The sequence below is a fragment of the Clostridium sp. MCC328 genome (assembly GCF_018785465.1).
GTDB classification, from domain to species: Bacteria; Bacillota; Clostridia; order Lachnospirales; family Lachnospiraceae; genus Pilosibacter; species Pilosibacter fragilis.
In genome coordinates, this window is record NZ_WQPW01000067.1 from 13,513 (window position 1) to 38,333 (window position 24,821).

Here is a 24,821-nt window from a genome sequence, read left to right on the forward strand (position 1 = left end):
TCAGTCGAAGAATGGGAATGCAGGCATGATTTCCTCTCCATCCTCATAAACTTGCTTTGAGCAAAAGAGGATGGAGAGAATTTTTTTATGGAAAAGCCGGGGGATTTTGAACGGTGCTCTGTTTTTGAGACAAAAATGCTGCTGGGATCGTCGGATGACGGGGGATTGAGTGGGAAGGAAGCGACAAAGCGGCTTCGGGAGTATGGGCGGAACGAGCTGGAGGAGAAAAGGCCTCCGTCTGTGGCAGAACGGATGCTTTCGCAATTGATGGATCCGCTGATCTATGTACTTTTAGCGGCAGGAGGAATTTCTGTATTTCTTGGAGAACGAGGAGATGCGGTGATCATTGCAGCAGTTGTGCTGCTCAATGCAACGGTTGGTGTGATTCAGGAGGGAAAGGCCCAGAAAGCGCTGGAGTCATTAAAAAAGCTGACAACAAGGAAGGCGCTTGTCCGGCGGGACGGAAAGCTTTCGGAGATGGACGCGGCGGAGCTGGTGCCGGGCGACAGGGTGCTTTTAAATGCCGGGCAGCAGGTACCGGCGGATCTCCGACTGATCCGTTCGGAAAATATGAAGGTACAGGAGGCATCACTTACCGGAGAGTCTGTACCGGTGGAAAAGGATGCGCAGTATGTGGCTTCGACCGGAACACCTCTCGGTGATCGAAAAAATATGGCATATATGTCAACCTTTGTGACTGCCGGACGCGGTGAAGGGATTGTTACAGATACCGGGATGCAAACTGAGATCGGACGAATCGCGAAAATGATCCATGAAACACCGGAAGAGATTACACCGCTTCAGAAACGGTTGGGAGAGTTGGGAACATTTCTTAGTATTCTGGCTGTGGGTCTCTGTACGATCCTTTTTCTGGCGGCAGTCTGGCAGAAGCGGGATGTTGGGGAGATGTTTCTGACAGCGATCTCTTTGGCTGTGGCAGCAGTTCCGGAAGGACTTCCGGCTGTGGTGACGATCGTCCTTGCGCTTTCTGTTTCGAGGATGGCGAAGGTACATACGATCGTGAGACGTCTTCCTTCTGTGGAAACTCTTGGAGCGGTTAATGTGGTTTGCTCGGACAAAACGGGGACATTGACAAAAAATCAGATGACGGTGCGGAATCTGGATGGGGACAGAGAGTGGCTTTTACGAACATTTTTACTCTGCAATGATGCAAGATGGGGAAAGCACGGAATCATCGGAGATCCTACAGAAGCAGCTTTTCTTTTATATGCGGATAAAAATGCAAGGAATGGGGAAAAACAGTCCGAACAGATCCGGGATGCGTGGAAAAGAATTGCGGAGCGTCCGTTTGACTCGGAGAGAAAGTGTATGACGACGGTGCATCAAAACGGAATGCGGACAGTTTCGTTCACGAAAGGTGCACCGGACATAATCCTTGAAAATTGCACCTCCTACCGAGACGAAATGGGAGTTCATCCGATGGGAGCATCGAAACGAACATGGTACATGAGGCGGGCAGAAAAAATGTCTGCGTCCGGTGGGCGTGTTCTTGGGGCGGCGGTAAAGGAGGGAAAGGATCTTTCCGAGAAGGGAATGACCTTTCTGGGAATGGCAGTGCTTGAGGACCCGGTCCGTCCGGAGGTTTCCGGAACAGTGGAAGAATTCCGCCATGCAGGTGTTACGACCGTCATGATTACAGGGGATCATAAGGATACGGCACTTGCGACCGCAAGAACGCTTAAGATCGCGGATTCTCCCTCTCAGTGCATGACAGGGTCAGAGCTGGATTGCCTGGGCGATGGGGAGCTTGCTGATAAGATTTCGGAGATCCGGGTATTTGCACGAGTTTCTCCGGATCATAAGGTACGGATCGTCCGGGCATTGAAAAAAAACGGCGGAATCGTGGCGATGACCGGGGATGGAGTTAATGATGCCCCATCTTTAAAAGCGGCGGATGTCGGGATCGCGATGGGAATGAGCGGAACGGATGTGGCAAAGCAGGCAGCAGATATAGTATTGACAGACGACAATTTTGCAACGATCCGGGAAGCTGTCCGGGAAGGAAGAGAGATCTATGCCAATATTAAAAAGACGGTCATTTTTCTTTTATCATCGAATTTTGGTGAGATCATGACCATGTTTTTTGCGATCCTTTTTTCCTTTCCGGCACCTCTTAAGGCAAGTCATATCCTGTGGATCAATCTGATCACGGATTCGTTGCCGGCTCTGGCCCTGGGGACAGATGTATGTGACGGGAGAGAACTGATGAAAGAAAAACCGAGAAAGCAAGGAGAGAGCCTGTTTGCGCATGGCGGCGGAGTCTGTACGTTGTTTTACGGTTTCCTGATCGCATTGATCAGTCTGACCGCGTTTCTGATCGTTCCTGCAAAGCTTCTTGTAAGCAGCGGACGGCAGCTGACCCCGGCAGCGGTGGCGGACGTCTTACAGTCTCCAAAGCTTCTTGCATGCTGCCAGACATACGCATTTACGGTTCTTGGATTGTCACAGCTTTTTCATGCGATCGGAATGCGTGATGTGGAAAAATCTGTATTTCGGATGGATCATGGAGGGAACCCTCTGATGATCGCTGCAGTATTCATTGGATTTGCTCTGCAGCTTATGGTGACGGAACAGCCGGCTCTGGTTGCGGCATTTCAGACGGTGCGTTTGAATGCCGGGGAATGGAAAACTTTGCTCGTGCTTGCGGCCATGCCGCTGTTCGCCCATGAGATGTTTATTTTCCTGACACATATATTCAACCCGTCTAAAACGGCGGAATGATAAAAAAACAGGCACAGAGATAAAAAAACGGTCTCCGGGTATTCCCAACAGAGAAAAAAATTGGTAAAATAATGGTGAAATCTGCGGAAAACGAATATCAGGAGGTCTTTCAATGAAAAAGATACTGAAAGAATTCCGTGAATTTGCCGTTCAGGGCAACATGATCGACATGGCAGTCGGCATGATCATCGGTGCTGCATTTAAGGATCTTGTAAACTCCTTAGTCAGTGATATGGTGATGCCTGTGATCGGACTTTTCACGGGCAAGTTGGATTTCGGCAATATGTTTATTTCGCTGAACGGAGAACATTACGCGACTTTAGCTGAGGCACAGGCAGCGGCAGCTCCGACCGTAAACTACGGTCTGTTTATCACAGAGATCATCAACTTTGTTATTATGGCGTTTGTGATCTTTATGGTGGTAAAACAACTGAACCGGGCTAAAAAAATATTCGATAAACCGGCGGCTCCGGCAGCAGCTACGGAAAAAGAATGCCCGTACTGCAAAACGAAAATCAATATTCATGCGACACGCTGTCCGCATTGTACATCGGTTCTGGAAGATCAGTAGTCTTTTTCAGACGGTAACAGGCAGATGAGCCAGACATTCCCGGCGGATAAGGAGAAATTTCTGCCGGGAATTTTGGTTTAAAAGAAAATAAGCGGCCGCGGGGACATCTGAATGTGACGGGCCGCATTCAGTTGGAGATCAGGAAGGAACAATCATGAAGAAGAATATCCGCATTACTCTGGAATACGACGGAAGCCGGTATGATGGGTGGCAGAAACAGGGAAATACCGACAATACGATTCAGGGAAAACTGGAAAATGTGCTTTTCAGAATGGCTGGAGAAGAGATAGAGGTCCATGGATCCGGAAGAACGGATGCGGGGGTCCATGCGAGAGGTCAGGTAGCTAATTTCCATATTAATGCGGAAATCTGTCCGGACGGAGAGGCAGCACGGGAATATCTGAACCGGTATCTTCCGGATGATATCAGGGTCCTCTCTGCGAAGATCGTGCCGGAACGGTTTCACAGCCGCCTGTCTGCCACATCAAAGACATATGGATATTATGTGGAGACCGGGGATAAGAAAAACGTATTCGAACGAAAATATGTCTATGGCTGCGGGAAGAAGCTGGATGTGAAAGCGATGAGACAGGCGGCGGAATTTCTTATCGGCGAACATGACTTCAAAAGCTTCTGCGCGAACCGCAGAATGAAAAAAAGCACGGTGCGCCGGATCGATGAGATCCGGATCGTGGAACATGGAACGAAGCTCGAATTCCTGTATACAGGAAACGGCTTTCTCTATAACATGGTGCGGATCTTAACGGGAACGCTTTTGGAGGTCGGCAGTGGAACGCGGAGACCGGAGAAAATGAAAGAGATCATTGCAGCGAAAAACCGTGATATGGCGGGAAGAACAGCTCCGCCCGAGGGATTATTCCTTCTCCACGTGGGCTATGAGGGCGAAAGGGAAACGGTATGATGAATCAGAACAAAGAATATGAGGACATGCCAGTTAAGGAAAAGAAAAAGAAGCAGGAGTTACGGGAAGCCGGGATGGACGTAAACGGTGAATTCTCTATGGACTCTCTGAAAAAGTGGTTCAGACGGGCCGGAGGAGCTCTGTCAATCTGCGCGGCAGCAGTATGCCTGATGGCGGTGCTGATGATGGGGAAGAACCGGAAGGAGTCACTGATCATGGAAGTAAATTCGGATATTATGATGGAATTTACCATGAACCGGCGGGGATCCGTGTTATCTGCAAAGGGAATGATGGCCAGATCAAATGAGGCAGTTTCCATGACCGTATTTGAGGGGAAAAGCCTTGGAATCGCAGTGGGGAAGATCTTTGACAGGCTTGCGGATAACAACAGTCTCGGAGAGGATGGGGGAATCCTGATCTCCGTCCGGAAGTCCGGCGCGGAAGTAAAGGCGTCACCGGAAAAGATCGTAAAAGAGCTGCAAAAGCAGACGGAATCCGAGCTTCAGAAAAAGGAGTCCAGGGCGACGGTCTATGTGTTTGAGTCAGAAGAGGACACAAAAACCCGGGAGATTGCGGACAAATATGGGATCACGGTGACGAAGGCAGAATTTTTAAAGCATCTTTTTTCGGAAAATCCGGGGATCACGATAGGAAAGCAGGAAGAACTTGCCGGGTATTCCTCAAAACGCCTGATCCGGGAGATCAATGAGCAGGAATATCAGATATCCTTAAAACCGGTGGTCGTAAAGACAACTTTCGAAAAAGCAAGCGAAGAGACCACGGAGGAGAGTACACCGGAGGAGACAGCAGCTTTAGAGACAACAGAAGCTGTGTCGGAACAGAAATCTGGGGCTTTGGATACGGGTGAGGAGAGAGAATCCACGAAAAATGACGGACTTTCCGAGATGCAGAGACGGAGAAAAGCTCTGGAGGCCGGGGAGAGCGTGGACTGGGTGGATCAGGAGACGAACAGGGAGTTGAGCGATCCGGATGAGAAAGACCGGCATTCATCGAATTCCCGGACCTCTCCGACAGAGACTGCGCCGCAGAAAACTACGGAGCCGAAAACTGCGGAACCGAAAACTGCGGAGCCGAAAACTGCGGAACCGGGAACTACAGCATCGGAAACTGTGCCGCCGGAAACTGCACCGCCGACAGCCCCGGAGACAACAGCAGCGGTTACAGAGACTACCGCCGCGTCCGGAATGCTGACGCCGGAGACGAAAACACCGGCGTACTTAAGGGGACCGGGATTTGAAGATCCGGATAATCCGAAAAATCAGAATTAAAAAAGTAAAAAAATTGAAAAAAACAGTTGACGGATCAGAGTCGTTGCGTTATAATACAACCTGTTGATGCATTGGGCTATCGCCAAATGGTAAGGCAACGGACTCTGACTCCGTCATTTTCAAGGTTCGAATCCTTGTAGCCCAGTTTTAAAACTTAATATCGTCCAAGTGTTTCAGACACATATTATTGGGCTATCGCCAAATGGTAAGGCAACGGACTCTGACTCCGTCATTTTCAAGGTTCGAATCCTTGTAGCCCAGCTAACAAAAGGCTGTTAATCTTTGTGAATGCAAGGCTTAATGGTCTTTTTTCTTGCGCTTGGCAGGCATTTGTGTTAATGTAAAGGCACGCAGGGAAAGTTGAAACAAAGAGGTTAGATTATGTATGAATTAAACAGCCGGGTCCGGTACAGCGAGACGGATATTGACGCGAAGCTGTCCCTGACCGGAATTATGAATTATATGCAGGATTGTTCGACGATGCAGTCGGAGGATGCGGGGGTCGGGATCGGATATCTGGGACGGGAGAAGAAAGCGTGGCTTTTATCCTCCTGGCAGATCGTGATCGAACGACGCCCGGTACTTGGAGAACGGATCAAGGTAGTGACATGGCCATATGCGGTGAAGGGGCTTTATGCACTGAGAAATTTCGCGATCCTTGATGAAAATGGCGGATATCTTGTAAAAGCAAATTCCTACTGGTTTCTGATGAATACGGAGACGGGACGTCCCATGCGGATACTGGAGTCCGATACGGCTCCTTACGGAGAATTCAGCCCGAAAATCGAGATGGAAGATGCAGGAAGAAAGATCGCTGTGCCGAAGGAGATGGAAGAGACCGGTCGTCTGGTAGTTATGAAGCATCTCCTGGACACAAATCTCCATGTAAATAATGCTCAGTATGTGGATATTGCACGAGAACTTGTTCCAGCAGGTACGGAGATCGGCGAGATCCGGGCGGAGTACCGGAAAGCGGCTGTGCTTGGGGATGAGATGGTTATTAAAAGCACAAGGGAGGGAAGATCTTATCTCGTGTCGCTTTGTAATTCCGACGGTGATGTGTTCGCGAATGTCGAGTTAAAGGAAACAGAAATATAATTCAATGAGCCCCGTAAGAATCTGTCAACCGCAGATTCTGCGGACAGAATGCCAAAAGGTTATAGACAGGTATAGCTGTAAGAGCAGCGGAAAATAAAAGAGAGGACGCAGCCGCAAAAGTATCCGGCTGCGGGAGGACGAAAGACATGATGGAAATTGGAAAAATTCAGAAACTAAAGGTGATCAAGGAGAAAGACTTCGGAATTTACCTTTCTGACGGGGACAAGGCGGACGCCCAGGGTGTTCTTCTCCCCAAAAAACAGGTGCCGGAAGGAACAAAGATCGGTGATGAGCTGGAGGTATTCCTCTACAAGGACTCTGAGGACCGCCTGATCGCCACCACATCAAAACCGAAGGTGACTCTCGGTGAGACGGCTGTCCTTGAGGTCAAGGAAGTTTCCAAGATCGGTGCGTTTCTCGATATGGGACTGGAAAAGGACCTTCTTCTCCCGTTTAAGGAGCAGACCCATCAGGTGCGTAAAGGTGAGAAGTGCCTTGTGGCTCTTTACGTCGATAAGAGCAAGCGCCTTGCCGCAACTATGAAGGCATACCAGTATTTGAGAAGCGACTCCCCGTATCACACCGGTGACGAGGCGGACGGCTTCGTATTTGAGATCAATCCGGATATCGGTGCCTTTGTTGCAGTCGATGGCATCTATCACGGCCTGATTCCGAAAAAGGAACTCTTTTCCGGATACCGGGTGGGCGATGAGGTCCGCGTCCGTGTGACGAGAGTCCGTGGGGATGGAAAGCTTGACCTCACAACACGCGACAAGGCAGGCAGCCAGATCTTTTCTGACTCCGATCTTGTCATGAAGGTCATCGAAGAGTTTGACGGAGTTTTACCGTTCAACGATAAGGCATCACCGGAAGTTATCGCGAGAGAATTTAAACTCAGTAAGAATGCGTTCAAGCGCGCGGTAGGTCACTTATTAAAAGAAGGAAAGATCGAGATCACGGAGAAGAGCATCCGAAAAATCGATAAATAAGGAAAATATGGAGGACAATCACATGAAGAAAGTAATCAGCACAACAAAAGCACCGGCAGCAATCGGACCGTATTCTCAGGCAATTGAGGCAAACGGCTTCGTATTCGCGTCAGGACAGATCCCGGTAGATCCGGAGACAGGTGTGATCCCGGAGGGAATCGAAGCACAGGCGGAGCAGGTTATGAAGAACATGAAGAATCTTCTTGAGGCAGCAGGAACATCCATCGACCAGGTTGTAAAGACAAGTGTATTTATCAAAAATATGGATGATTTCGCAACCATCAACGGCATCTACGCGAAATATTTCGAAAAAGACTGCCCGGCACGTTCCTGCGTGGAGATTGCAAGACTTCCGAAGGATGTTCTGCTTGAGATGGAGGCAATTGCTGTAAAATAAGCGGGGCTGGAATGGATTTGTGCGTGACTGTGAATGGAATTAGCAGTTATGAAATTTTTGGAACCTAAGCGGCGGCTGTCAGAAAAGGACAGCCGCCGCTTTTTTGGCAATTTTGATAATGATTTAACTATCTTCCTGCCTGTTTTTATGAAAAAAGAGTATATTTGTCAAAAACTTAAATTCACTATATGGAATATGCATGGAAAAAACGGAATTTTTTTGTGGAATAACCATATGGAAAAACAAGTGTTATTTGTGTATGATGAATACAACCGATATAAAAATAGGTTAAGTCTGCAATTTTCCAGTTAACCATGAAGAATACAGATCAGGAGGAAGTCAATGTCCGGTTTAACGTTAAAGAATATCAACAAGACATTCCCGGGTGACCAGCAGGCAATCCGGGATTTCAATCTGGAAGTGAAGGACAGGGAATTTTTGATCCTGGTGGGACCGACGGCATGCGGAAAATCGACACTGCTTCGGATGATCGGCGGCCTGGAGGAGATTACCTCAGGCAGTCTGATGATCGATGGAATGGATATGACGGATGCGGACCCGAAAGAGAGAAACGTCGCAATGCTTTTCAAGAACAGCGTGCTCTATCCTGGAATGAGTGTGGAGGACAACCTTACATTCTCCCTCAGAATGGCAAAGATGCCGGCTGCAGAGATCGCGAAAAGAGTGGATGAGACTGTGGGGATCCTGAAAATCGATGGAATCCTTGAAAAAATGCCGGAGGAACTTTCGGCAGCTGATACATACCGCGTTCTTCTCGGACGCGCCCTGATGCGCCGCCCGGGGATCCTGCTCTTGGACCGCACCATCGCGGAGGCAGACCCAGATGTCCAGGAACTGATGAGAAAAGAGTTCGCAAATATCAACCGTGAGCTTGGAATTACCGTGATCTACGCGACGGACAACCAGAAGACCGCTATGGCATTAGGAACGAGAACGATCGTCATGAACGAGGGCGAGATCTGCCAGGAAGACTCCGCGCAGAATATCTATGACCATCCGGAGAGTCTGTTTGTGGCAGGATTCTTCGGAACACCGAGAATGGATCTTTCCATTGCCAAGGTGTTGGAGGAGAACGGAAATATTATTCTGAAGTTTGCGTCAGGAAAGATCCGGCTTTCCGGAGAAAAGGCTGAACTTTTAAAGAAACTCGGCTATGTCGGAAAAGAAGTCTTCACAGGCGTACGACCGGAAAAGATCGTTCCGGCGGAAGATGGAAAGGGTGAGATCACCGGAGACATTCTTGGCAGCGAGGAGATTGAGGATGCCACATACATCCGTTTCCATGTTGGAGAAAACGAATTTCTTGCAAAAGCATCCGACGGTGAAAAGCCGTCCGGAAAGAAAATGTCCTTTGCGGTCTCCGGAGATGATGTGTACCTTTTCGACAAAGAAACAGAAAAAATTATTAAAGAATAACCATAACTGTTCAGTAGGTCTGCGCACTTGCTGCGCTGACCGTAAGGAAACATATGAAGGTACTGAATCGTTACGAATAACCAAAATATCAGGCAGACCGGTTCCAGATGGGAAATCCGGTCTGCCTTTTTCCATGTTTTTTAGTAAAAAATACAAAAAAAATCTTTTCTTTTTTGTGATTTTGCATTAGAATAAATGTGGATATGTCCATACTGCGAAAAGGAGAGGGCGCTATGATTTCAAATCAGATTTTACAGTCGAATATCGAAGGACTGAAAGAGATTACAAGAATTGACCTGTGCGTCTGTGATGTGGAGGGAAAGGTCCTGGCTTCCACATTCGAGCATGCGGAAGAGTATGAAAGTTCCATACTTGCGTTTGTGGATTCTCCGGCGGACAGCCAGGTGATTTCCGGTTATCAGTTCTTTAAAGTATTTGATGAACATCAGCTTGAGTACATCCTGCTTGCAAAAGGCGGCAGCGATGACGTGTATATGGTAGGCAAACTGGCAGCATTCCAGATCCAGAATCTTCTGGTGGCCTACAAAGAAAGATTCGATAAAGATAATTTCATCAAGAACCTGCTTCTTGATAATCTTCTGCTCGTTGATATCTACAACCGGGCGAAGAAACTTCATATCGAGACAAATGTAAAACGTGTCGTATTCCTGATCGAGACAAAGAATGAGAAAGATACGAATGCCCTGGAGACCATGCGCAGCCTGTTCTCCACAAAGACAAAAGACTTTATCACCGCAGTCGACGAGAAGAATATCATTCTTGTCCGTGAGGTGAAACCGGGTGAGACCTATGAAGATCTCGAGAAGACAGCAAATACGATTTTAGATATGCTGAACACAGAGGCGATGTCCAAAGTGCGCATCGCGTTCGGTACCATCGTTGGCGAGATCAAGGATGTTTCCCGTTCCTACAAGGAAGCAAAGATGGCTCTCGATGTCGGAAAGATCTTCTACAGCAGCAAGAACGTTGTAGCGTACTCCAACCTCGGTATTGGCCGTCTGATCTATCAGCTTCCGCTTCCACTCTGCCGGATGTTTATCAAAGAAATTTTTGATGGAAAGAACCCGGATGAGTTCGACGAGGAAACACTCACAACGATCAACAAATTCTTTGAGAACAGCCTGAATGTCTCCGAGACATCAAGACAGCTCTACATCCATAGAAATACGCTTGTTTATCGTCTGGATAAGCTCCAGAAGAGCACCGGACTGGATCTGCGAGTATTTGAGGATGCGATCACCTTCAAAATTGCCCTGATGGTTGTAAAGTACATGAAGTACATGGAGAATCTGGACTACTAAATTATGATAGAAATTTCAAAACTGACAAAGACCTATGACAGGGGTACGAAAGCCCTGAAGGACGTGAACATCACCATCGATGACGGGGAATTTGTCTTCATAACCGGCCGGAGCGGTTCCGGAAAATCTACACTGATCAAGATCCTCTTGAAGGAAGTGGAGCCGACCTCCGGTCGTGTTGTCGTTAATGACATGGACCTCAGAAAGATGCCGCGAAGATATGTTCCGAAGTACCGCCGGCGTCTCGGTGTCGTATTCCAGGATTTCCGTCTTTTAAAGGACAAGACGGTCTATGAGAATGTGGCATTTGCCCAGCGGGTGATCGGGGAGTCCAGCCGGACGATCCGGGAATCGGTTCCGCAGATGTTAAAGATGGTAGGCCTTTCTTCCAAGTATAAGTTTTTCCCGCATCAGCTCTCCGGTGGAGAACAGCAGCGCGTGGCGATTGCCCGGGCACTGATCAATCGCCCGGAGATCCTGCTTGCCGATGAGCCCACGGGAAACCTGGATCCCCACAATGCGATGGAGATCATGGGACTCCTGGAGAAGATCAACCGGCGTGGAACAACGGTGATCGTTGTCACACACAGCCATGAGATCGTGGACCTGATGAAGAAACGCGTCATCACGATCGACCGCGGAATGGTGGTCTGTGATGAGGAGGAAAGTGGGTACCGTTATGAGGATTAGTACATTCTGGTTCTGCATGAAGCAGGGACTGGTAAATATATGCAGAAATATCTGGTTTTCCCTTGCGTCGACCGCGATCATTTCTGCATGTATTTTTTTATTTTGCGTATTTTTCTCCGTGATCACCAACATCGAATATATGGTCCGCACGGCGGAGACCACAATGGGAATCACGGTATTTTTTGATGAGAACCTGACGGAGGACGAGATCAAAGACATCGGCGCGAAGATCGAGTCGGACAAGTCGGGAATGATAAAAGAGATAAAATTCGTCTCCGCTGAGGAGGCGTGGGACGGCTTTAAGACAGAGTATTTCGGTGAGGATGAAGCCTTAGCGGAAGGTTTTGCGGATGACAACCCGCTTGCAGGCTCCTCTTCCTACGAGATCCGCCTGAACAATATTACGGATCAGGATGGAATGGTGGCATACCTGGAAAGTATTGATGGTGTGCGGAAAGTAAACTATTCCAACAGTGCGGCTACGGGACTTGCAAGCTTCAATAAGATCCTGGGCCTGCTGTTCGGCGTCCTGATCGCCATGCTGTTGGCTGTTGCGGTATTCCTGATCAGCAATACGATCTCCGTTGCGGCTGAATTCCGGAAGAACGAGAACAGGATCATGCGTCTTATCGGAGCGACGAACTTTATGATCCGGGCCCCGTTTGTGGTAGAAGGAACGATCCTGGGGCTTGTCGGAGCGGCGATCCCGTTGGGGGTTATGCTTTTCGTCTACCGACAGACGGTGGAGTATGTGATGAACCGGTTTGAACTTCTCTCCGGAATCATCCAGTTCCTGCCGCTTGGAACCTTCTATCCGATGATGGCGGCGATCGCCCTGGCGCTGGGCGGCGGACTTGGATTTTTTGTAAGCTTCTTTACGATTCGCAAAGAGCTGCGTGTGTAGGAGGGGACAGCATATGAGAAAATCAGGAAGATTTCTGGCTGCGGCCCTGTCCTTTGCCCTGGTTCTTGCGACACCGCTTTCTGCCCAGGCGACAAAGAGCGGATTGAGTGACGCGAAGAGCAAAAAGACGGCGCTGGAGGCGGAAAAAAAGAAGACGGAACAGGAGCTAAAGAACCTGGAAGGCCTTAAAAGCGATACGACGGCCTATGTCAAAAAGCTGGATTCCAGCCTGGAGTCCATCGGAAATGAGCTTTCAAAGCTTGGCGATGACATAGACGCGAAGGAAAAACAGATCGATACGACGAAACAGGAATTATCCGAGGCGAAGGAGACAGAGAAAAGCCAGTATGAATCCATGAAGCTGCGGATAAAATATATGTATGAGAAGGGCGACAGCACCTATGTGGACCTACTCATGGAGTCCGGCTCCCTCTCGGAGCTCTTGAGCAAGGCGGAGTACATCACAAAGATCTCGTCCTACGACCGGCAGAAGCTCGATGAATATGCCGCTACGAAGGAGAAAATCGCGGAGAAGGAAAAGAGCTTAGAGAGTGAACATGCCGAGCTCCTGATGCTTCAGGACGAGACGGAGGCAAAACAGGCGTCCGTGGAGAAGCTTCTGGCTGCAAAACAGACGGAGCTTCAGAACTACGAGACGAAGATCGCCTCCGCGGAGGGACAGATCTCCGAGTACGCGAAGTCCATCGAGGCCCAGGAGAACCAGATCAAGTCCATCGAGGCAGAGATCAAGCGGAAGGAAGAGGAAGCGAGAAAGAAAGCCGAGGAAGAAAAGAAAGAGGCCGCAGCGGCAAACAAGGCGGCACAGACGTATAAAACCGTGAGTCTTGGGGACATTAGCTTTACATGGCCGTGTCCTGCCAGCGGGCGGATTACTTCCGGCTTTGGAGGGCGAAAATCCCCGACGAAGGGCGCGTCCTCGAACCATCAGGGAATCGATATCAGCGCGCCGACGGGAACATCGATCGTGGCTGCTGCTGCGGGTGAGGTCGTGATCGCGACTTACAGCTCTTCTGCAGGAAATTATGTGATGATAAGCCATGGCGGCGGCGTGTATACAGTTTATATGCATGCATCGAGCCTGCTTGTATCACAGGGGCAGAGTGTGAAAAAGGGACAGACCATCGCGAAGGTCGGTTCGACGGGATACTCCACAGGGTCCCATCTCCACTTCGGAGTCCGGGTGAACGGTTCCTATGTGAATCCGACGAAATATGTGAGCCCGTAGGGACTGACAGGCAGAAAAGTGAGCCTGCGGTGCTGAACGCAGGGAAATATGACCTGTAGACTTTTTACATAAAGATCCTGGCACAGTTTTTATCGGATGAGATCTGGCTGCCCTGGGATGAAGGAGAAAAGACATTGGAAGAGAAAGAGACAAAAAATAAATTTTGGAAAGGCGTCCTTGTCGGAGTCCTTGTGACAGCATTCTCCGGACTTGCAGTCGTAGGTGTTGCAACGGGGATCTGGACCGTAGGAAGGCGTGCATCTGAGAGCCAGAGCACACAGACCGCGGAGACATCCGGCACTCAGCTGGATATGAAGAAAATCGAGCCGAAGCTCCAGTATATGGAGGCGCTGATCGACAAATACTTCCTGTTCGATGAGAACATGACGGAGGAAGAACAGACGAAGAATGGAACTGCGGAAGACTGGATCTACCGCGGCTACATGTACTCTCTGAATGATCCGTATTCCGTATATTACGATAAGGACGAGTACACAAGCCTGAATGAGGAGACTTCCGGAACCTACTGCGGAATCGGCGTTCAGGTGAGCCAGAATGTATACACGGGAATTATCACGGCAGTCAAGGTGTTCAAGGATTCCCCGGCCCAGGAAGCCGGAATGCTGCCGGGAGATATCCTCTATAAAGTAGAAGATATCGAGGCTACCGGAGAGGATCTGTCTCTTCTTGTCAGCGACCATATCCGAGGTGAGGAGGGGACGAAGGTTCATCTGACCGTGTACCGCCAGTCCACGGATGAGTATGTGGAGATGGACGTGGAGCGCCGTATGGTGGAGAACCCAACGGTAGAGTACGAGCTGCTGGATGCTCATGCTGGATATATTTCTCTTTCTTCCTTTGAGGAGGTAAGCTCCGAACAGTTTAAGAGCGCTGTGGATGATCTGGCCTCCAAGGGAATGGAAAAGCTGATCATAGATCTTCGAAACAACGGCGGCGGCGTTGTTCAGGCGGCGAAGGATATTGCGGACTATCTGCTTCCGGATGGAAAGACCATTGTAAGCTTCAAGGGAAAAGGAATTGATGACAGTGTCTATACCTCCGATGACGGACATGAGGTAGATGTCCCGATCATTCTTCTTGTAAACGGTGAGAGCGCCAGTGCCTCCGAAGTTCTGACAGGTGCCTTAAAGGACAATGACTGGGCAACGATTGTAGGCGAGAAGACCTTCGGAAAAGGAATCGCTCAGGGCATCTTCAACCTGCCGGATGGCAGCGGATTGAAGCTCACAACGGCATACTACTACACCCCGTCAGGCGAGTGCATCCACAAACTTGGCATCGAGCCGGATGTGACCATAGCTCTCGACGAAGACTTAAAGTCAAAGATCGAGATCCCGAAGGATGAGGACAACCAGCTTCAGACAGCTCTGGAGGTCTTCGATGAAGGCGTGGATGCCGTAAATGAAAAGATCTCCGCAGAGAACGGGGAGACAGCGGCCGCGGACGATGATTTTGAGGCGAAGGTGAAGGAGAATCTGGAGATCGAGAACGAAGCAGGGGCTGCGCAGTAGAATCTGCCTGGCAGATAAATTTGCGTTTCTACTATATTATATATAGAAGAAACAGTGCATTATACAGCTCATCAAAGAGGAAAAAGACACTTGAAAATTAATATGAAGTGTACTTTTTCCTCTTTTTCGTTTCAATCTGTGCATGGAAAACCATGATTTGAACATGCTCCTGCCGGTTATCCACAAATTGAAAAAACCCTTGAAAAATAAGCAAAAAAAGCTTGATTTTTCGATTTCGATGTGTTATTCTTATCTGGCTGTGACATGATAGCGTTGAAGCGAGAGGTTGCTGCCTGAGAATGGCAGGTGTTCCGTGGAGCGAATGTCAAGTTAGGAAACTGGCGACAAGTCACTGTACCAAATTAACAGCTGCTCAGGGTAAGGGGCAGTAACAACGTGTGAATCGGCATGATACACACGAGACCGTGTACAGTCACCGCTTGTCGTACTTCGATTAAAAGTGCGAAAAGGAGGCGACTTTTTTTATGGCAAGTCAGGTTATGAGAATCACATTAAAGGCTTACGACCATCAGCTGATCGACCAGTCCGCTGGAAAGATCATCGAGACAGTAAAGAAAACAGGAGCACAGGTGAGTGGTCCGGTTCCGCTGCCGACAAAGAAAGAGGTTGTAACAATCTTAAGAGCTGTTCACAAGTACAAAGATTCCAGAGAGCAGTTCGAGCAGAGAACTCATAAGAGACTCATCGATATCGCAAGCCCGAGCCAGAAGACAGTAGATGCACTGTCCAGACTGGAAATGCCGGCTGGTGTTTATATCGACATCAAAATGAAAAATAAATAATTAAAGATATTTATTTTTCACGCTGCGAAACATGCAGCAAACATTAAAATTAGAAATCCTGAATGGTTCTGATATAAAAGCAACACTACTCATCCTGAAAGGGAATCAACATCATTACAAAATGTAATGTCATAGTGTTCCACCTATGTTGGGCTGCTCTAGGATGAACGCACAGAAAATTCTGTTTTGCGTTCCGCTGTAGATTAGTAACAGGAGGTAAAAAAATGAAGAAAGCGATTTTAGCTACAAAAGTCGGAATGACTCAGATCTTCAACGATGAAGGCGTTCTTGTTCCGGTAACAGTTCTTCAGGCTGGTCCGTGCGTAGTGACACAGGTTAAGACAGAGGAGAACGATGGATACAAAGCTGTACAGGTTGGCTTTGTTGATAAGAGAGAGAAACTTGTAAACAAGCCGGTAAAGGGTCACTTTGACAAGGCTGGCGTATCTTACAAGAGATTCGTTAGAGAGTTCCGTTTTGAGAATTCCGAAGAGTACAACGTAAAAGACGAAATCAAAGCTGATATCTTCGCTGCTGGCGATAAGGTAGATGCAACTGCTATCTCCAAAGGTAAAGGTTTCCAGGGCGCTATTAAGAGACTTGGACAGAGCAGAGGACCGATGGCTCATGGTTCTAAATTCCACCGTCATCAGGGTTCCAATGGTTCCGCAACAACTCCGGGCCGCGTATTCAAGGGTAAAGGCATGCCGGGTCAGATGGGTAACAAGAAGATTACCACTCAGAACCTCGAGATTGTCAAGGTTGATGTTGAAAACAACCTGATCCTTGTTAAGGGTGCTGTACCGGGACCGAAGAAGTCCTTAGTAACATTAAAGGAAACAGTAAAGGCTTGCAAATAAGCTTTTACAGGAAAGGAGGAAACAGAAATGGCAAACGTATCCGTATACAATATGGAAGGTAAAGAAGTTGGCACAATCGAGCTGAATGACGCTGTATTCGGCGTTGAAGTGAACGAGCATCTCGTACACATGGCTGTTGTTGCACAGCTTGCAAATAAACGTCAGGGAACACAGAAAGCAAAAACACGTTCTGAGGTTTCCGGTGGCGGCAGAAAGCCGTGGAGACAGAAAGGAACAGGTCACGCTAGACAGGGTTCCACAAGATCTCCGCAGTGGACAGGCGGCGGAATGGTATTCGCTCCGACTCCGAGAGATTACACAATCACTCTTAACAAGAAAGAGAAGAGAGCTGCTCTCAAGTCCGCTCTTACAAGCAGAGTAAACGAGAACAAGTTCGTAGTTGTTGATGAGTTAAAGTTCGACGAAGTTAAGACAAAGAACTTCAAGGCTGTTATGAACAACCTCAAAGTTTCCAAGGCTCTCGTAGTTCTTGCTGACAACGATCAGAACACAGTTCTTTCCGCAAGAAACATTCCGGAAGTAAAAACTTCCCTTGTTAACACAATCAATGTATTCGACATTCTGAAATACAACACTGTAGTAGCTACTAAGGCTGCTGTAGCATCTATCGAGGAGGTATACGCATAATGGCAAACGTACAGTACTACGACGTAATCCTCAAACCGGTTGTAACTGAGAAGAGCATGAACGCTATGAGCGAGAAGAAATATACATTCCTCGTACATCCGGAAGCAAACAAGACCATGATCAAAGAAGCTGTTGAGAAGATGTTCCCGGGCACAAAGGTCGAGAGCGTAAACACAATGAACGCTGACGGTAAGAACCGCAGACGTGGTATGGTAGTTGGTAAGACTGCTAAGACCAAGAAAGCAATCGTTAAGCTCACAGCAGACAGCAAAGACATCGAGATCTTCCAGGGTCTGTAATTTTTGAAACTATGCGGCAACCAAAGCCGCGATACGAAAAATAGAAACGCCAGAAGGCGTTGAAAGGAGTCAGAAATGGGAATCAAAACCTATAACCCATATACACCTTCCAGAAGAAATATGACAGGTTCTGATTTCTCCGAGATCACAAAGACAACTCCGGAGAAGTCCTTAGTAGTTTCTTTAAAGAAGAACGCTGGTCGTAACAACCAGGGTAAGATCACCGTTAGACATCAGGGCGGTGGAAACAGACAGAAATACAGAATCGTTGACTTCAAGAGAAATTCCAAAGACGGAATTCAGGCAACTGTAATCGGTATCGAGTACGATCCGAACAGAAGTGCTAACATCGCATTAATCTGCTATGCAGATGGTGAGAAGTCTTACATCCTTGCACCGCAGGGCCTTACAAACGGCATGAAGGTTATGAGCGGCGAGCACGCAGAGGCTAAGGTCGGCAACTGCTTACCGTTATCCTTAATCCCGGTTGGTGCACAGGTTCACAATATCGAGCTTTTCCCGGGTAAGGGCGGCCAGATGGTTCGTTCCGCAGGAAACGCTGCACAGTTAATGGCTAAAGAAGGAAAGTACGCTACACTTCGTTTACCGTCCGGCGAGATGAGAATGGTTCCGATCGAGTGCCGCGCAACAATCGGTGTTGTAGGCAACGGCGACCACAACCTTGTTAAGATTGGTAAAGCAGGTAGAAAACGTCACATGGGTATCCGCCCGACAGTCCGTGGTTCCGTTATGAACCCGAATGACCATCCGCATGGTGGTGGTGAAGGTAAGACTGGTATCGGCCGTCCGGGTCCGTGCACACCGTGGGGCAAGCCTGCTCTTGGTCTTAAGACTAGAAAGAAAAACAAACAGTCTAACAAGTTAATCGTAAGAAGAAGAAATGGTAAGGCGATTTCATAATCGATAGGAGGTAAAACGATGGCTCGTTCACTTAAAAAAGGACCATTTGCAGACGCTAGCTTACTGAAGAAGGTAGACGCTATGAACGAGGCAGGACAGAAACAGGTTATCAAGACCTGGTCCCGCCGTTCTACAATCTTCCCGCAGATGGTTGGTCATACAATCGCAGTACATGACGGCAGAAAGCATGTACCGGTATACGTAACAGAAGATATGGTTGGTCACAAACTTGGTGAGTTTGTTGCTACAAGAACTTACAGAGGCCACGGCAAAGACGAGAAAAAGTCCGGACGTAAATAATAGATACGCTTTGAAAGGAGGTTCCAGTAATGGCTAAGGGACATAGAAGTCAGATTAAGAGAGAGAGAAATGCCCAGAAGGATACAAGACCGTCTGCAAAGCTGTCTTACGCAAGAGTATCCGTTCAGAAGGCTTGTTTCGTATTAGATGCCATCAGAGGCAAAGATGTTCAGACAGCACTTGGTATTGTAACTTACAATCCTAGATATGCTTCCAGCTTAATCGAGAAATTATTAAAATCTGCAATCGCAAATGCTGAGAACAACAACGGCATGAACGCAGAGAACCTGTATGTGGAGGAGTGCTACGCATCTCAGGGACCGATTATGAAGAGAGTAAAACCGAGAGCACAGGGCAGAGCTTACAGAATCGAAAAGAGAATGAGCCACATCACCATCGTGCTGAACGAGAAATAATAGGAGGCAGTTATGGGACAGAAAGTTAATCCACACGGCATGAGAGTCGGCGTTATCAAAGACTGGGATTCCAGATGGTACGCTGAAGCTGATTTCGCTGACAACCTCATCGAGGATCACAAAATCAGAACTTACCTTAAGAAGAGATTATACAGCGCTGGCGTTTCCAAGATCGAGATCGAGCGCGCATCTGATAGAGTTAAAATTATCGTTTTCACAGCAAAACCGGGCGTAGTTATCGGTAAGGGCGGATCTGAGATCGAGAAGGTCAAAGCTGAAGTTCAGAAGATGACTGCTAAGAAGGTATTTGTAGACATCAAGGAAGTTAAGAGACCGGACCGTGAAGCTCAGCTTGTTGCAGAGTCCATCGCTCAGCAGCTTGAGAACCGTGTTTCCTTCCGTCGTGCTATGAAGTCCACAATGTCCAGATCTATGAAGGCTGGCGTTCTTGGTATCAAGACAGCTGTTGGCGGTCGTCTTGGCGGTGCTGATATCGCACGTACAGAGTTTTACAGCGAGGGAACAATCCCGCTTCAGACATTAAGAGCAGATATTGACTATGGTTTCGCAGAGGCAGATACAACTTACGGCAAGCTTGGCGTTAAAGTTTGGATCTACAAAGGCGAGGTTCTTCCGACTAAGGGAAATAAGGAAGGGAGCGATAAATAATGTTAATGCCGAAAAGAGTAAAGCGCCGCAAACAGTTCCGTGGAACTATGGCCGGTAAAGCTTTAAGAGGAAATACAATCTCCAACGGTGAATATGGCCTTGTTGCCCTTGAGCCGTGCTGGATCAAATCTAATCAGATCGAGGCAGCCCGTGTTGCCATGACTCGTTACATCAAACGTGGTGGTAAAGTTTGGATCAAGATTTTCCCGGACAAACCGGTAACAGCTAAACCGGCTGAGACTCGTATGGGTTCCGGTAAGGGCGCTCTTGAGTACTGGGTAGCAGTAGTTAAACCGGGCCGTGTTATGTTCGAAATCGCTGGCGTTCCGGAGGAAACAGCAAAGGAAGCTCTTCGTCTTGCTATGCACAAACTCCCGTGTAAGTGTAAAATTGCTTCCAAGGCAGATTTAGAAGGCGGTGATAACAGTGAAAACTAATAAGTATGTAGAAGAATTAAAAGCGAAAACCGCTGCAGAGTTAAATGAAGAATTAGTTGCAGCAAAGAAGGAGCTCTTCAACCTGAGATTCCAGAACGCAACCAACCAGTTAGATAACACAAGCAGAATCAAAGAGGTTCGCAAGAACATCGCAAGAATTCAGACTGTTATCACAGAGAAGGCAAGAGTTGCTAACTAATCCCGTATCGGTGAAGAACCCCAAGGCATGCTTGCGGGTTGATTAGTTGTCATTATGACACACGCCGATGCGTGTAACAAATCGATTTTGAAAGGAGATTATCCGTCGTGGAAAGAAATCTTAGAAAAACACGTACTGGTAAGGTAGTTAGCAACAAGATGGACAAGACAATCGTCGTTGCTATCGAGAACCACGTAAAACATCCGTTAATCGGAAAGATCGTTAAGAAGACATATAAGTTAAAAGCTCATGATGAGAAGAATGAGTGCAATATCGGCGATACAGTTAAAGTGATGGAGACAAGACCGTTATCCAAGGATAAGAGATGGAGACTTGTTGAAATCGTCGAGAAAGCAAGATAATTGATTCGAGGAAGGAGTATCAGGCATGATTCAGCAGGAATCCAGATTAAAGGTTGCCGATAATACAGGTGCAAGAGAACTGCTTTGTATCCGCGTTATGGGCGGTTCTACAAGAAGATATGCTAACATCGGTGATGTAATCGTAGCCTCCGTTAAAGAAGCAACACCAGGCGGCGTTGTTAAGAAGGGCGATGTAGTCAAAGCCGTTGTAGTTCGTTCTGTAAAAGGCGCACGTCGTAAAGACGGTTCTTATATTAAATTTGATGAGAACGCAGCAGTTATCATCAAAGATGACAAGACTCCAAGAGGAACCCGTATTTTTGGGCCGGTCGCAAGAGAGCTTCGTGAGAAACAGTTCATGAAGATCGTATCTCTGGCTCCGGAAGTATTATAAGGAGGTGCCAGGTAATGCATAAAATCAAAAAAGATGATATGGTAAAGATCATCGCAGGTAAAGATAAAGATAAAACTGGTAAAGTTCTGAGCGTAGACACCAAGAAGAACGAAGTTGTCGTTGAAGGCTGCAACATGGTAACAAAGCATACCAAACCGAGCCAGACAAACCAGAACGGCGGAATTGTTCATCAGGAAGCTCCGATCGACATCTCCAACGTAATGCTGTTCGTTGACGGAAAAACTACAAGAGTTGGCTTTGAAGTTAAAGACGGTAAGAAAGTCCGCGTTGCTAAGGCAACCGGTAAAGTAATTGACTAATAGCAGAGAGGAGGAAACACAAGTTGGCTAGATTAAAAGAAATGTACCAGAACGAGATCGTTGAAGCAATGATCAAGAAATTTGGTTATAAGAATATCATGGAAGTGCCGAAGCTCGATAAGATCGTTATCAACATGGGCGTAGGCGAAGCAAAAGACAACGCGAAAGTCCTTGACTCTGCAGTTCGTGACCTTGAGATCATCACAGGTCAGAAGGCAGTCCTTACAAAGGCTAAGAAGTCTGTCGCAAACTTCAAACTCAGAGAGGGCATGGCTATTGGATGCAAAGTTACCCTTCGCGGCGAGAAGATGTATGAGTTCGCTGATCGTCTGATCAACCTCGCTCTTCCGCGTGTACGTGACTTCCGCGGCGTTAACGCTAACGCATTCGACGGCAGAGGTAACTACGCACTCGGCATCAAGGAACAGTTAATTTTCCCGGAAATTGAATATGACAAAGTTGACAAGGTTAGAGGTATGGATATCATCTTCGTTACAACCGCTAAGACTGACGAGGAAGCTCGTGAACTGTTAACATTATTCAACATGCCGTTTGCAAAGTAATTAGGAGGATTTATCCATGGCTAAAACTTCAATGAAGATTAAACAGCAGCGTCCGGCAAAGTTCTCCACAAGAGAATACAACCGCTGCAGAATCTGTGGTCGTCCACATGCATATCTGAGAAAATATGGCATTTGCCGTATCTGCTTCCGTGAGCTCGCTTACAAGGGCGAGATCCCGGGCGTAAAGAAGGCAAGCTGGTAGGATTTAGCTGCTTAGAAAAGCGTCAGAAGTCAGGTGGGAACATCGTGTTTCCCCGCCTGGCCGTGCAGAGAAGCGCTTAATAGGCTGACTGGTCCCGTTCTTCGACCACAGGGAAAAGAACTTCCCTATACATCGTAACAACGCCTATACGGAAAACTTGTTTTCCCCAGGCCGAACAACACTCCTGTGCAGCGCGAATGATTCGCGAACCACAGTGACAAACCAACAATCCATTAGGAGGAAATATAATCATGACAATGAGCGATCCGATTGCAGATATGCTTACAAGAATTCGTAATGCAAACACTGCTAAACACGATACAGTAGATGTTCCGGCTTCCAAGATGAAATTAGCTATCGCTGATATCCTTGTAAGAGAAGGCTACATCAAGAAATATGACATCGTTGAGGACGGTGCATTCCAGACAATCCGCATCTCCTTAAAGTATGGCGCTGACAAGAACGAGAAGATCATCTCCGGAATCAAGAAGATCTCCAAGCCGGGCTTACGTGTATACGCTGGCAAGGAAGATATGCCGAAGGTACTTGGCGGACTTGGTATCGCTATCGTATCCACAAACCAGGGCATCATCACTGACAAGCAGGCTAGACAGCTTGGTGTCGGCGGCGAAGTTCTTGCATTTGTTTGGTAATTATTCCCATTGATGTTATCGCACCCCGCCTGCAAAGCTGAACATTGATCCAGCAGGGCGGAGTTTGCGTGCGTCTGGAGGCAGCTTCAGACCAGATATAACATAGAAACTGAAAACAGAAAGTGTAAAAGCACTTTCCGAGAATCTAAGTAGGAGGTAAAAGGCATGTCACGTATTGGTAGAATGCCGGTAGCGATTCCAGCAGGCGTAACTGTAACAATCGCAGAGAACAACAATGTGACCGTTAAGGGTCCGAAGGGAACACTGGTAAGAGATTTACCGGTAGAGATGGAAATCAAAGAAGAAGATGGACACATCGTCGTAACAAGACCGAACGATTTAAAGAAGATGAAATCTTTACACGGTCTTACAAGAACGCTAATCCATAACATGATCCAGGGTGTTACTGAAGGCTACGAGAAGAAGCTTGAGGTAAACGGTGTTGGTTACAGAGCTCAGAAGCAGGGCAAGAAGCTCACACTTTCCCTTGGTTACTCCCATCCGGTAGAGATGGAAGATCCGGAAGGTATCGAGACTGTCCTCGATGGCCAGAACATCATCATCGTTAAGGGCATCAGCAAAGAGAAAGTTGGCCAGTATGCAGCTGAAATCAGAGAGAAGAGAAGACCGGAGCCGTATAAGGGCAAGGGTATCAAGTACGCTGATGAGGTTATCAGACGCAAAGTTGGTAAGACTGGTAAGAAATAATTTAAGGAGAGTGTAAAAATGGTTAGCAAGCAGTCAAGAAGCGAAATCCGCAGAAAAAAACACTATAGATTACGCAATCGCTTTGCTGGTACAGCAGAGAGACCGCGTTTAGCAGTGTTCAGAAGCAATAATCATATGTATGCTCAGATCATCGACGATTCCGTTGGACATACTTTAGTATCTGCTTCCACTCTTGAGAAAGAGATCAAGGCAGAATTAGAGAACACCGACACAGTTGATGCAGCTGCATATATCGGAACCGTAGTTGCTAAGAGAGCAATCGAGAAAGGCATCAAAGAGGTCGTTTTCGATAGAGGCGGTTTCATTTATCAGGGTAAGATTCAGGCATTAGCAGATGCAGCCCGTGAGGCTGGTCTCGTATTCTAATAGAGAGGAGAAAACAGCATGAAGCGTACAATCATTGACGCAAGTCAGTTAGAGTTAAATGACAAAGTTGTTGCCATTAAGCGCGTATCCAAGACTGTTAAAGGTGGACGTACCATGAGATTTTCCGCTCTGGTAGTAGTAGGAGACGGCAATGGTCACGTAGGCGCAGGCCTTGGTAAAGCAGGTGAGGTTCCGGAAGCTATCCGTAAAGGTAAAGAAGCTGCTATGAAGAACCTTGTAGAGATCCCGATGGATGAGAACAAGAGCATCCCGCACGACTTCCTTGGCGAGTTCGGAAGCGCTTCCGTACTGATCAAGAGAGCACCGGAAGGTACTGGTATCATCGCTGGTGGTCCGGTTCGTTCCGTAGTAGAGCTTGCAGGCATCAAGAACATCCGTACAAAGTCTTTAGGTTCCAACAACAAGACAAACGTAGTTCTTGCAACAATCGAAGGTCTTACAAAGTTAAAGACTCCGGAAGAGGTTGCTAAGAACCGCGGCAAATCTGTTGAAGACGTTGTTTGCTAATAGGAGGATAATA

The 24,821-nt window shown here is 47.6% G+C and carries 33 protein-coding genes and 2 tRNA genes; all 35 read left to right on the top strand.

The genetic code is table 11. From position 1 onward, the window contains the following. The first annotated feature begins 87 nt into the window (after positions 1-87). A complete protein-coding gene (locus GPK83_RS10465) occupies positions 88-2,742 on the top strand; it encodes a cation-translocating P-type ATPase (RefSeq protein ID WP_215704738.1) in 2,655 nt (884 codons plus the stop codon). 121 nt (positions 2,743-2,863) lie between these two features. Next, a complete protein-coding gene (gene mscL / locus GPK83_RS10470) occupies positions 2,864-3,313 on the top strand; it encodes a large conductance mechanosensitive channel protein MscL (RefSeq protein ID WP_215704790.1) in 450 nt (149 codons plus the stop codon). Positions 3,314-3,467: 154 nt separating this feature from the next. Beyond that, a complete protein-coding gene (gene truA, locus GPK83_RS10475; RefSeq protein ID WP_117470143.1) occupies positions 3,468-4,235 on the top strand; it encodes a tRNA pseudouridine(38-40) synthase TruA in 768 nt (255 codons plus the stop codon). Then, on the top strand, positions 4,235-5,524 hold the full coding sequence (locus GPK83_RS10480; protein WP_215704739.1) for a hypothetical protein: 1,290 nt from the start codon (positions 4,235-4,237) through the stop codon (positions 5,522-5,524). The genes truA and GPK83_RS10480 overlap by 1 nt, the downstream gene beginning before the upstream one ends. 72 nt (positions 5,525-5,596) lie before the next feature. Then, positions 5,597-5,669 (top strand) — tRNA-Gln (locus GPK83_RS10485). Between the two features lie 43 nt (positions 5,670-5,712). Beyond that, positions 5,713-5,785 (top strand) — tRNA-Gln (locus GPK83_RS10490). A gap of 120 nt (positions 5,786-5,905) precedes the next feature. Further along, complete coding sequence (locus GPK83_RS10495; protein WP_015553853.1) at positions 5,906-6,622, top strand: acyl-ACP thioesterase domain-containing protein; 717 nt, start codon at positions 5,906-5,908, stop codon at positions 6,620-6,622. Positions 6,623-6,768: 146 nt separating this feature from the next. Next, positions 6,769-7,611 (top strand): S1-like domain-containing RNA-binding protein, encoded by an 843-nt coding sequence (locus tag GPK83_RS10500; protein ID WP_015553852.1) that lies wholly within the window; start codon positions 6,769-6,771, stop codon positions 7,609-7,611. A gap of 22 nt (positions 7,612-7,633) precedes the next feature. After that, positions 7,634-8,008 carry a RidA family protein gene (locus GPK83_RS10505; RefSeq protein ID WP_015553851.1) on the top strand — a complete coding sequence of 125 codons (375 nt, stop codon included), beginning with the start codon at positions 7,634-7,636 and terminating at the stop codon, positions 8,006-8,008. A gap of 33 nt (positions 8,009-8,041) precedes the next feature. Beyond that, positions 8,042-8,320 carry a hypothetical protein gene (locus GPK83_RS10510; RefSeq protein WP_215704740.1) on the top strand — a complete coding sequence of 93 codons (279 nt, stop codon included), beginning with the start codon at positions 8,042-8,044 and terminating at the stop codon, positions 8,318-8,320. Positions 8,321-8,350: 30 nt separating this feature from the next. After that, a complete protein-coding gene (locus GPK83_RS10515) occupies positions 8,351-9,445 on the top strand; it encodes an ABC transporter ATP-binding protein (RefSeq protein WP_215704741.1) in 1,095 nt (364 codons plus the stop codon). A 233-nt stretch (positions 9,446-9,678) separates the two neighbouring features. After that, positions 9,679-10,767: a helix-turn-helix domain-containing protein gene (locus tag GPK83_RS10520; RefSeq protein WP_015553849.1), complete on the top strand. Its 1,089-nt coding sequence runs from the start codon at positions 9,679-9,681 to the stop codon at positions 10,765-10,767. 3 nt (positions 10,768-10,770) lie between these two features. After that, a complete protein-coding gene (gene ftsE, locus GPK83_RS10525; RefSeq protein ID WP_015553848.1) occupies positions 10,771-11,457 on the top strand; it encodes a cell division ATP-binding protein FtsE in 687 nt (228 codons plus the stop codon). Next, positions 11,447-12,361, top strand: a complete 915-nt coding sequence (locus tag GPK83_RS10530) for a permease-like cell division protein FtsX (RefSeq protein ID WP_117514248.1) — start codon at positions 11,447-11,449, stop codon at positions 12,359-12,361. The genes ftsE and GPK83_RS10530 overlap by 11 nt, the downstream gene beginning before the upstream one ends. Before the next feature lie 13 nt (positions 12,362-12,374). After that, on the top strand, positions 12,375-13,607 hold the full coding sequence (locus GPK83_RS10535; RefSeq protein WP_215704742.1) for a M23 family metallopeptidase: 1,233 nt from the start codon (positions 12,375-12,377) through the stop codon (positions 13,605-13,607). A gap of 134 nt (positions 13,608-13,741) precedes the next feature. Further along, positions 13,742-15,139 carry a S41 family peptidase gene (locus GPK83_RS10540; RefSeq protein ID WP_215704743.1) on the top strand — a complete coding sequence of 466 codons (1,398 nt, stop codon included), beginning with the start codon at positions 13,742-13,744 and terminating at the stop codon, positions 15,137-15,139. A gap of 485 nt (positions 15,140-15,624) precedes the next feature. Next, complete coding sequence (gene rpsJ, locus GPK83_RS10545; protein WP_015553845.1) at positions 15,625-15,942, top strand: 30S ribosomal protein S10; 318 nt, start codon at positions 15,625-15,627, stop codon at positions 15,940-15,942. Positions 15,943-16,166: 224 nt separating this feature from the next. Continuing rightward, a complete protein-coding gene (rplC, locus tag GPK83_RS10550) occupies positions 16,167-16,802 on the top strand; it encodes a 50S ribosomal protein L3 (protein ID WP_015553844.1) in 636 nt (211 codons plus the stop codon). A gap of 27 nt (positions 16,803-16,829) precedes the next feature. Then, entirely contained in the window at positions 16,830-17,450 is a 621-nt protein-coding gene (rplD, locus tag GPK83_RS10555; RefSeq protein WP_015553843.1) for a 50S ribosomal protein L4, read from the top strand. Beyond that, positions 17,450-17,749 carry a 50S ribosomal protein L23 gene (gene rplW, locus GPK83_RS10560; RefSeq protein ID WP_015553842.1) on the top strand — a complete coding sequence of 100 codons (300 nt, stop codon included), beginning with the start codon at positions 17,450-17,452 and terminating at the stop codon, positions 17,747-17,749. The genes rplD and rplW overlap by 1 nt, the downstream gene beginning before the upstream one ends. A gap of 75 nt (positions 17,750-17,824) precedes the next feature. Continuing rightward, the gene (gene rplB, locus GPK83_RS10565; protein ID WP_015553841.1) at positions 17,825-18,670 is read left to right on the top strand and encodes a 50S ribosomal protein L2; all 846 of its coding nucleotides are present in this window, start codon (positions 17,825-17,827) and stop codon (positions 18,668-18,670) included. A gap of 18 nt (positions 18,671-18,688) precedes the next feature. Beyond that, positions 18,689-18,970: a 30S ribosomal protein S19 gene (gene rpsS / locus GPK83_RS10570; protein ID WP_015553840.1), complete on the top strand. Its 282-nt coding sequence runs from the start codon at positions 18,689-18,691 to the stop codon at positions 18,968-18,970. Positions 18,971-18,999: 29 nt separating this feature from the next. Beyond that, positions 19,000-19,386 (top strand): 50S ribosomal protein L22, encoded by a 387-nt coding sequence (gene rplV / locus GPK83_RS10575; protein WP_015553839.1) that lies wholly within the window; start codon positions 19,000-19,002, stop codon positions 19,384-19,386. 12 nt (positions 19,387-19,398) lie between these two features. Continuing rightward, entirely contained in the window at positions 19,399-20,055 is a 657-nt protein-coding gene (gene rpsC, locus GPK83_RS10580) for a 30S ribosomal protein S3 (RefSeq protein WP_015553838.1), read from the top strand. After that, on the top strand, positions 20,055-20,492 hold the full coding sequence (gene rplP, locus GPK83_RS10585) for a 50S ribosomal protein L16 (RefSeq protein ID WP_015553837.1): 438 nt from the start codon (positions 20,055-20,057) through the stop codon (positions 20,490-20,492). The genes rpsC and rplP overlap by 1 nt, the downstream gene beginning before the upstream one ends. After that, positions 20,482-20,691, top strand: coding sequence for a 50S ribosomal protein L29 (gene rpmC, locus GPK83_RS10590; protein ID WP_021905521.1), 210 nt, complete (start codon positions 20,482-20,484; stop codon positions 20,689-20,691). The genes rplP and rpmC overlap by 11 nt, the downstream gene beginning before the upstream one ends. A 107-nt stretch (positions 20,692-20,798) precedes the next feature. Continuing rightward, entirely contained in the window at positions 20,799-21,053 is a 255-nt protein-coding gene (gene rpsQ, locus GPK83_RS10595) for a 30S ribosomal protein S17 (RefSeq protein ID WP_021905520.1), read from the top strand. A 25-nt stretch (positions 21,054-21,078) separates the two neighbouring features. Beyond that, positions 21,079-21,447, top strand: coding sequence for a 50S ribosomal protein L14 (gene rplN / locus GPK83_RS10600; protein WP_015553836.1), 369 nt, complete (start codon positions 21,079-21,081; stop codon positions 21,445-21,447). A 14-nt stretch (positions 21,448-21,461) separates the two neighbouring features. Continuing rightward, on the top strand, positions 21,462-21,767 hold the full coding sequence (gene rplX / locus GPK83_RS10605) for a 50S ribosomal protein L24 (RefSeq protein WP_215704744.1): 306 nt from the start codon (positions 21,462-21,464) through the stop codon (positions 21,765-21,767). A gap of 23 nt (positions 21,768-21,790) precedes the next feature. Beyond that, positions 21,791-22,330 (top strand): 50S ribosomal protein L5, encoded by a 540-nt coding sequence (rplE, locus tag GPK83_RS10610; protein ID WP_021905519.1) that lies wholly within the window; start codon positions 21,791-21,793, stop codon positions 22,328-22,330. 16 nt (positions 22,331-22,346) lie between these two features. Further along, positions 22,347-22,532, top strand: a complete 186-nt coding sequence (locus GPK83_RS10615) for a type Z 30S ribosomal protein S14 (RefSeq protein ID WP_008396318.1) — start codon at positions 22,347-22,349, stop codon at positions 22,530-22,532. A gap of 251 nt (positions 22,533-22,783) precedes the next feature. Further along, entirely contained in the window at positions 22,784-23,185 is a 402-nt protein-coding gene (rpsH, locus tag GPK83_RS10620; RefSeq protein ID WP_015553834.1) for a 30S ribosomal protein S8, read from the top strand. 165 nt (positions 23,186-23,350) lie between these two features. After that, entirely contained in the window at positions 23,351-23,893 is a 543-nt protein-coding gene (rplF, locus tag GPK83_RS10625) for a 50S ribosomal protein L6 (protein WP_015553833.1), read from the top strand. Positions 23,894-23,911: 18 nt separating this feature from the next. Next, the gene (gene rplR, locus GPK83_RS10630; RefSeq protein ID WP_015553832.1) at positions 23,912-24,280 is read left to right on the top strand and encodes a 50S ribosomal protein L18; all 369 of its coding nucleotides are present in this window, start codon (positions 23,912-23,914) and stop codon (positions 24,278-24,280) included. Between the two features lie 18 nt (positions 24,281-24,298). Continuing rightward, a complete protein-coding gene (rpsE, locus tag GPK83_RS10635) occupies positions 24,299-24,808 on the top strand; it encodes a 30S ribosomal protein S5 (RefSeq protein WP_015553831.1) in 510 nt (169 codons plus the stop codon). The last annotated feature ends 13 nt before the right edge of the window (positions 24,809-24,821 follow it).